We start from the raw sequence: 8267 nt of genomic DNA, 5'->3' as shown, positions 1-8267 counted from the left end.
GCGAAACAGGGCTTGGGTTTCCCACCAGGGTCTCACCCCCCCCCCCCATTGGGACGCTGACACCCCCCCCACCCCCCCCAAAACCCCCAACCCAAAAACCTCTTCCTGGCCCCCCCCGGGCCCCCCCCCCCCCCCGGACCCCCTCAGACTCTCCGGGCGGTGTGCATGGGAACGTCACACTTCGCGCCACACCGTCCGGAGGACATACGAAGCACCGCACCGCTCGCGGTCCCTTCACCTGGCAGTACCCCTGCAAGAACCCCCGTAGTACCAGCGGTCACCCCCGCACTACCCGCAGTAAACGCAGTGAACATTCGCGTCGCCTCGGGCCGTCACCCCGGGTCGTGCAGCCAAACGCACCATCCCAAATCCCGCGTCTCCAATCTCCAAGCGGGTGCCCCTTTGAACCTTGGGAGTTAGGCACCATGACCCAATCGTCAGTAGAGCCCAAGACCACCGCGGAGGAGGCCGGCGACGGCTCCCAGCCGCCCGCCGGACGGTCCTGGCTCGACCGGTATTTCCATATAACGCACAGAGGCTCAAACGTCGGCAACGAGGTTCGTGGCGGTATCACGACCTTCATGGCGATGGCGTACATCCTCCTGCTCAACCCCCTGCTCCTGTCGGGCAAGGACGTCGCCGGCACGGTGATGGACGGGTCGGCGATCATCACCGCCACCGCGTTCGCCGCAGCCGTCACGACGCTCCTCATGGGCTTCGTCGGCAAGGTGCCGCTCGCCCTCGCCGCCGGTCTCTCCGTGTCCGGCGTGCTGGCCTCGCAGGTGGCCCCCCAGATGACCTGGCCGCAGGCCATGGGCATGTGTGTGGTCTACGGTGTCGTGATCTGTCTCCTGGTCGTCACCGGCCTCCGCGAGATGATCATGAACGCGATCCCCCTCGCGCTCAAGCACGCGATCACCATGGGCATCGGCCTCTTCGTCGCCCTGATCGGCTTCTTCAAGGCCGGTTTCGTCGGCAAGGGCCCGGAGTTCGGTCCCCCCGTCCAGCTCGGCGCGGTCGGTGAGCTGTCCGGCTGGCCCGTGCTGCTCTTCTGCATCACCCTCGTCACCATTTTCATGCTCCAGGCCCGCAAGGTGCCCGGCGCCATCCTGATCGGCATCGTCGGCGGCACCGTCCTGGCCGCGATCCTCAACGCCGTCGTGGACATCGACCCGAAGGCCTGGAAGAACGGCCCGCCGGAGCTCGACGGCTCCGCGGTCTCGATGCCGAACTTCTCGCTCTTCGGTGACGTCTCCTTCGGCGGCTGGGGCGACGTCGGCTACATGACTGTCGGCATGATCGTCTTCACCCTCGTGCTCGCCGGCTTCTTCGACGCCATGGCCACCATCATCGGCGTCGGCACCGAGGCCAAGCTGGCCGACGACAAGGGCCGCATGCCGGGCCTGTCCAAGGCGCTCTTCATCGACGGCGCCGGTGGCGCCATCGGTGGCATCGCGGGCGGCTCCGGCCAGACCGTCTTCGTCGAGTCCGCGACCGGCGTCGGCGAGGGCGCCCGCACGGGTCTCGCCTCCGTGGTCACCGGCCTGTTCTTCGCCGCCTGCCTCTTCTTCACCCCGATCACGCAGATCGTCCCGGGTGAGGTCGCCTCCGCGGCCCTGGTCGTCATCGGCGCGATGATGATGCAGAACGCCCGCCACGTGGACTGGGCCGACAGCGCGACCGCCATCCCGGTCTTCCTGACCGTCGTGATCATGCCGTTCACGTACTCGATCACGGCCGGCGTCGCCGCCGGTGTGATCTCCTACGTCGCCATCAAGATCGCTCAGGGCAAGGCCCGGGAGATCGGCGGCTTCATGTGGGCGCTCACCGCGATCTTCGTGGTGTTCTTCGCCCTGAACCCGATCGAGCACTGGCTCGGGGTCGGCTGACCCCGGACGGCCTGATCATTACGTACCCGCACCTCCACGTATCCGATGCACGTACCCGATGTACGTGTCAGATACTGGAACCGAACCTCTCCGAGGAGGCCCCCCATGCTGGACATCGCCGAAGAGCTGAACCGGTGGGTCGAGCAGGGGCGTGACTTCGCCGTCGCCACCGTCGTGGCGGTCGGCGGGAGCGCCCCCCGGCAGCCCGGGGCCGCACTCGCCGTCGACAGCGAGGGCACGGCCATCGGCTCGGTCTCCGGCGGATGCGTGGAAGGTGCGGTGTACGAACTGTGCCGGCAGGCGCTGGAGGACGGCGAGACCGTCCACGAGCGCTTCGGGTACAGCGACGACGATGCCTTCGCCGTGGGCCTGACCTGCGGCGGGATCATCGACATCCTGGTCACGCCGGTCCGCGTGGGTTCTCCCGCACGGGAGGTGTTCGCGGCCGGGCTGGCCGCCGCGGCCCGCGGCGAGGCCGCGGCGGTGGCCCGGGTGGCGCAGGGCCCGGCAGAGCTCATGGGCCGCGCCGTGTTCGTCCGTACCGAAGGCGCCCACCAGGGCGGCTTCGGCGGACACCCCGAGCTGGACCGCACCATCGCCGAGGAGGCCCGCGCCATGCTCGACGCCGGCCGGACCGGCGTGCTGGAGATCGGCGCCGACGGCAGGCTCTGCGGAGAGCCGCTGAAGGTGCTGGTCGAGTCCAGCGTCCCGCCCCCGCGGATGATCGTCTTCGGCGCCATCGACTTCGCCTCCGCCCTCGTGCGGATCGGCAAGTTCCTCGGCTACCGGGTGACCGTGTGCGACGCGCGGCCCGTCTTCGCGACGAAGACCCGCTTCCCTGAGGCGGACGAGATCGTCGTCGACTGGCCCCACCGCTACCTGGAGACCACGGACGTGGACAGCAGGACCGTCCTGTGCGTGCTCACCCACGACGCCAAGTTCGACGTCCCGCTCCTCGAACTGGCCCTCAGGCTGCCCGTCGCCTACGTCGGCGCCATGGGCTCCCGCCGCACCCACGAGGACCGCAACGAGCGGCTGCGCGAGGTCGGCGTGACCGAGCTCGAACTGGCCCGGCTGCGCTCCCCGATCGGCCTGGACCTCGGCGCCCGCTCCCCGGAGGAGACCGCGCTGTCCATCGCCGCCGAGATCGTCGCGAACCGCCGCGGCGGCACCGGCGCGGCCCTGACCGGCGCGCACATCCCGATCCACCCGGACATCTCGCACACGATGCTCGACCGGATCGGTTCCGTCGCCTGAAGGCGTGACGGCCGAACGTGAGAAAAGGGCGCACCCCGTGGGGGTTGCGCCCTTGTGCCGTTCCCCCTATCTTACCCGCCGGTAATAGGAGGCACCCTCTCCATCCTTTCCCCGTAGCGGAGTTGAGCGGATGTTGCGTACCGTGCGAACCCTGGGCCTGCTGGCCGCGGCCACCCTGCTCACCGCCTTCACCCCGGCCCCGGCCGGCCCCGTTCCCGGTTCCGTTCCAGATTCCGGTCCGGGCGGCGGTCTGCGCGAGGTGCTCTTCGTCGGGAACAACTGGGAGGGGACCGCCGACGTCCTCGCCTCCACCGGCGATCTCGCCAAGGTCGGCCGGATCGACGTGGTCCCGGACAAGGCGGAGCGGCTGCGGGAGATCTACCTCAACCCCGTCAAGCTCGCCTTCTTCCTCGGCATCCGGGAGAGTGCGGGCGAGGGGCACGACCAGTTCGTCGACGACATGTTCACCACCCCGGACGGCTCCGCGGTCGTCGTCTCCCGCCCCAGCTTCGCCGACGTCGTGTCCATCGACGTGGCCTCCGGACGCGTCAACTGGCGCTTCCCGGTGTCCGGGTACCGCTCCGACCACATGGCGGTCTCGCCGGACGGGACCCGCGTCGCCGTCTCGGCCTCCACCTCCAACACCGTGCACGTCCTGGACATCACCACCGGGCGGCAGGTCGGCTCCTTCGGCACCGGGGACAAACCGCACGAGAACACCTTCACCCGCGACGGCCGCTTCCTGTGGAACAGCTCCATCGGCGAGGTGAACACCGCCCTGGACGCGCCCTGGCTGGACTGGACGAAGGGCGATCGCAAGATCACCGTGGTCGACGCGCAGACCTTCCGCACGGTCCGGGTGATCGACATGCGGGAGCGGCTGGACGCCTTCGGTCGCCGCGACCTGTCCGACGCCGTCCGCCCGGTGTCCTTCAGCCCCGACGAGTCGAAGCTCTACTTCCAGGTGTCCTTCTTCAACGGCTTCCTGGAGTACGACGTCCCCTCCGACCGGATCACCCGCCTCAAGACCCTCCCGACGAACCCCGCCACCAGCACCGACCGCACCACCTGGGTCAACGACTCCCGCCACCACGGCATGTCGATGAGCCCCGACGGGGCGAAGCTCTGCATCGCGGGCACCATGGACGACTACGCGACCGTCGTGGACCGCGCCACCCTCGCCGAAGGTCCGCTCGTGCCCGCCGCCAAGCCGTACTGGGCCACGGTCTCCGGCGACGGCAGCGCCTGCGTGATCTCCGAGAGCGGCGCCGACCGGGTCACGGCCATCGACTTCGCCACCGGCACCAAGCGGGTCTCCGTCCCCGTCGGGGACCACCCGCAGCGCGTCCGGCTCGGCCGCGTCCCGGCCGGCTGGACCGGTCCCGCCGCCCGGTAGTCCGCGGGTAGTCCGCAGGAGGTCCGCAGCAGGTCAGCGGCAGGCCCGCAGGAGGTCCACGGCGGGTCCGCGGCAGGTCCGCACACCGGCCGGACGTGCGGACCCGGGCCGCTATGAGGTGACCGGTCCATTGATGACCGATTAGTCTCGTGATCATGGTGGACATCCGCGAGGTACCCGAGTCCGACATCGACCGTGCTCTGGAGCTCGCGTACCTGGTCTTCCACGACCGGCCCGAGAAGGAGGTCCGGGAGAAACACCACGCGCTGCTCGCGCGTTGCGACCGGCTCGGTGCCTACGACGGCCCGGTCCTGGCCGGCTTCATGGCCGCGCACGACTTCCGGCTCTCGGTGCCCGGGGCGGACCTGCCCTGCCCCGGGCTCACCTTCGTCGGCGTCGCCCCCACCCACCGCCGACGCGGCGTGCTCACCGGGCTGATGGACGAGATGCTGCGGCGGACCGCCGACGCGGGCAGCCCGCTCGCCGCCCTCTGGGCCTCCGAGGCCGCGATCTACGGCCGCTTCGGCTACGGCAGCGCCACCACCGGCGCCACCGTCGAGATCGACTCCACCCGCCCGCTGGCCCTGCGCATCGACCCGGACCGGCGCCCGCTGCGGTTCGTCGACCCGGAGGAGGCCGTCGCCGTCATCGGGCCCTTCCACGAGGCGGCCCGGGCCGGGCGGGCCGGCCGCCCCACCCGCAGCGCCGAGCGCTGGACCGAGGAGTGGCTGGCCGAACAGGACGAGGAGGACGAGGAGCTGAGCCCGCCGCGGATCATCGTCCTGGGCGACGCGGACCAGCCCATCGCCGGGTACGTGCTCTACCGCACGAAGCCGGAGGACGGCGCCGGACCCGCCCGGGTGCCGGGCCTGGTCCGGGTCGACGAACTGGAGGCCGACACCCCGGCGGTGGCCGCCGCGCTGTGGGAGTGCGTGGCCTCCCTCGACCTCACCGGCAAGGTCTCCGCGTGGGGCCGTCCGGTCGACGACCCGCTGCTGCACTTCGCCGCGGACCGGGACCAGGTGCGGGTCACCGCCCAGTTCCCGGCGCTCTGGCTGCGCCTGGTCGACGTACGCGCCGCCCTGACGGCGCGGTCCTGGGCCGCGCCGGTGGAGGTGGTGCTGGAGGTGCACGACGTGCGGATGCCCGCCAACGCCGGGCGGTTCCGGCTGGCGGCCGGGCCGGACGGGGCCACCTGCGAGCACGCGGACTCCGCCCCCGACCTGGCCCTGGACGTACGCGAATTGGCCGCCTGCTACCTCGGCGGGACCCGGGTCGGGGAACTCGTCGCCGCCGGGCTGGTACGGGAGCACACGCCCGGCGCTGCGGCAGCGCTGGACGCGGCCCTGCGTACGGCCGTACTCCCGCACACGAGCGACGAGTTCTGACGTACGGCCGTGTCCCGGCGGCGGCGCGTCCCGCCCCGCCGACACGGCCGACGGGATCAGGCGGGAAGTGTGATCCGGGCGGCCGACATGCCGAAGCCGGCGCCCAGGACGGCGGTGGACAGCAGGTCGGGACGCGCGTGCAGGTCCTCCGGGCGGTAACGGCGGATCTGCTGGTGCCAGTTGAGGATGCCGGCGTGCCAGTCCTTCAGCTCGCCCACGTACGCGTCCAGGGCCTGCCGGGCCTGCTGCCCGAGCTTCCAGTCGTCGTAGAGCAGCGGCAGCTGGTCCGCCACGATGTGCTCGAACTCCTCGGTCCGCCGGGTCATCAGCTCATGGCAGATGTGCAGGGCCTGCGGGTAGTCGATGTCGAAGAAGTTCCGGGTGACCAGGATGTAGTTGTGGACCTCGCCCTCGACCTCCACCTCCTTCTGGTAGGAGTAGATGTCGTTGATCATGCAGGCGGCGTCCGCGACCGCGTTCTCCAGTGAACGGATGGTCCCGGAGGCGTAGATCTCCTCGGGGATGCCGCGGCCCTGGTGCCCGAGCCGGCACAGGTACATCGTGAGGTGGCTGCCGAAGGTGTGGCGGCGCATCTCCGCGTAGTCCACCGGGTCCGGGATGCGGTTCTGGATCTGGTTGTCCACCTCCCACAGCCAGCTCTCCAGCATGCTGACCAAGGTGGCCCGGAACTCGGTGCGCTGCCCGGCGGACATGGCGGCGCTGGTGCGCACCCACAGGTCGGCGAGAGCGCGCTCCATCGCGGTCGCCGGCTCGGGCTGTTCGGCGTGGTCGACCGGGATCATGGAGATCAGGCGGGCGGTGGTCGCCTTGGCGGCCGGAAGGTTCCTGCTCTGGGCGAAGACCACCGGGTAGTAGTCGTCCCCGTACGTGCCCCAGGTCAGCCAGCAGGCGTTGAGGACCAGCTGCTCCGGCGTCGCGTCGGGGTCGATCCCGGCGGAGCAGACGGCGAAGTCGAAGCCCCGCAGCCGCTCCTCGGTCCAGATCGCCGAGCCGGGGTCGCCGGGCTGCGGGTCGAGCAGGCCCATCCGCCGGGACCAGGCCACGGACTCCTCGCGCGCGTGCGCCAGGTGCGGGCTGAGGGTGAGCCGGTGCGGCATGTAGATGTCGGGGATGACGGAGGGGCCGGTGCGCTCGAAGGGGACGTGGGTGAAGGAGCGGTGGCGCAGCTCCATCGAGCGCCGCGTGAACACGGACCGCAGGTCGAGCGAGGCGGTGCCGAGCCCGGACGGCAGGAAGGGCAGGGTGGCCGGAGCGGTGGGCCTGGCCTCCTTGTTCATGTAGCGGCTGGAGACCATGTGCCACTCGTGGCCGCCGGACTGCCAGTCCTGCAGGCCCTTGGCGTAGGCGAGGACGGCCGCGATCTCCGCCGGGTCCAGCGCGTGGTCGGCGAAGAGCTGCGGGAGCTCGACGAGCGCGGTCTGCTCGAACTGCTGGAGGCGGGAGGTGAGCAGGTCGTTGGAGGCTTCGGCGGCCTCCTGGGTGGTGCAGCCCAGGAAGGTCTCCAACACCAGGATGGCGTTGGAGAGTTCGCCCTCGTCGGCGACCTCGCGCTGGTAGGAGAAGATGTCGTTCCTGATGTGCACGGCGTCGGCGAAGGCGTCGCGCAGCACGGCGAGCGGGCGCGCGTGCGCGACGCGTGCGGGGACCTCGGCGGACACGTACTCGATCAGGCCGGCCGACCAGGGGGCGCCGCCCACCTTGCGCCGCATCTCGATGTATTCGAGCGGGTTCGCCACGCGCCCGATGTTGATGTTGGCGAGCTCCCACATGGACTCGTCGAGGAGGTTCTTCGTGGACAAGGAGAACCGTTCCCGCCAGTCTTCCGACATGGCCGGGACGGTCCGCGCCCACAGGTCCGCGAGCCCGGCCTCCACCGGGTTGGTGGGCTCGGGGAAGCCGTCGGACAGGTCCATGGGCATGAAGGCGGCGAGCCGGTCGAGGTAGGCCTTGGCGCCGTCGCGGTCCTGCGAGCGCTTGTACATCTCCAGGAAGTGGTCGTCGAAGAAGAACACCCACACGTACCAGTCGGTGACCAGAGCCAGCGCGTCACGGTCGCAGTCGGGGTGGGTGTACGAGCAGAGCAGCGCGTAGTCGTGCGAGTCGAGATCGCTCTCCTCCCAGACGCCGGAACCCTCCAGCATCCCGAAGCCGCGCGCCCACCGCTTGGTGTGGGTCCGCGCGTCCTCCAGGTGGGGGTTCAGTCGCGCCGGATAGGGCACATAGAAATCCGGCAGTTGGAACGGCTGCGTCACGGCGGCTCGGCCTTTCGGTCATGGCTGCGGGGACCGGTTCACTCCGGCCCCCGGCACGAGATCA

5 protein-coding genes are annotated in these 8267 nt (G+C 70.5%); 4 read left to right on the top strand and 1 reads right to left on the bottom strand.

Annotated elements, in window-relative coordinates:
- Positions 1-425: 425 nt before the first annotated feature.
- From ACZ4YL_RS02860 to ACZ4YL_RS02845, 4 genes are all read left to right on the top strand, one after another.
- On the top strand, positions 426-1889 hold the full coding sequence (locus ACZ4YL_RS02860; protein WP_468113427.1) for an NCS2 family permease: 1464 nt from the start codon (positions 426-428) through the stop codon (positions 1887-1889).
- A 105-nt stretch (positions 1890-1994) separates the two neighbouring features.
- Positions 1995-3146, top strand: a complete 1152-nt coding sequence (locus tag ACZ4YL_RS02855) for an XdhC family protein (protein WP_468113426.1) — start codon at positions 1995-1997, stop codon at positions 3144-3146.
- A 130-nt stretch (positions 3147-3276) separates the two neighbouring features.
- A complete protein-coding gene (locus ACZ4YL_RS02850) occupies positions 3277-4542 on the top strand; it encodes a YncE family protein (protein WP_468113425.1) in 1266 nt (421 codons plus the stop codon).
- 155 nt (positions 4543-4697) lie between these two features.
- Positions 4698-5930: a GNAT family N-acetyltransferase gene (locus tag ACZ4YL_RS02845; protein ID WP_468113424.1), complete on the top strand. Its 1233-nt coding sequence runs from the start codon at positions 4698-4700 to the stop codon at positions 5928-5930.
- 56 nt (positions 5931-5986) lie between these two features.
- On the opposite strand, the gene ACZ4YL_RS02840 is transcribed toward ACZ4YL_RS02845, so the two are convergent.
- A complete protein-coding gene (locus ACZ4YL_RS02840) occupies positions 5987-8203 on the bottom strand; it encodes a terpene synthase family protein (RefSeq protein WP_468113423.1) in 2217 nt (738 codons plus the stop codon).
- Between the last annotated feature and the right edge of the window lie 64 nt (positions 8204-8267).

The organism is Streptomyces sp. NPDC030021, from assembly GCF_055574035.1.
This window is presented reverse-complemented; position numbering and strand designations above follow the sequence as displayed.

What these genes read in the sequence shown, in the direction of transcription:
- ACZ4YL_RS02850 (WP_468113425.1), top strand. Translation starts at nt 3,277, where the DNA reads ATGTTGCGTACCGTGCGAACCCTGGGCCTGCTGGCCGCGGCCACCCTG.
- ACZ4YL_RS02860 (WP_468113427.1), top strand. Translation starts at nt 426, where the DNA reads ATGACCCAATCGTCAGTAGAGCCCAAGACCACCGCGGAGGAGGCCGGC.
- ACZ4YL_RS02845 (WP_468113424.1), top strand. Translation starts at nt 4,698, where the DNA reads ATGGTGGACATCCGCGAGGTACCCGAGTCCGACATCGACCGTGCTCTG.
- ACZ4YL_RS02855 (WP_468113426.1), top strand. Translation starts at nt 1,995, where the DNA reads ATGCTGGACATCGCCGAAGAGCTGAACCGGTGGGTCGAGCAGGGGCGT.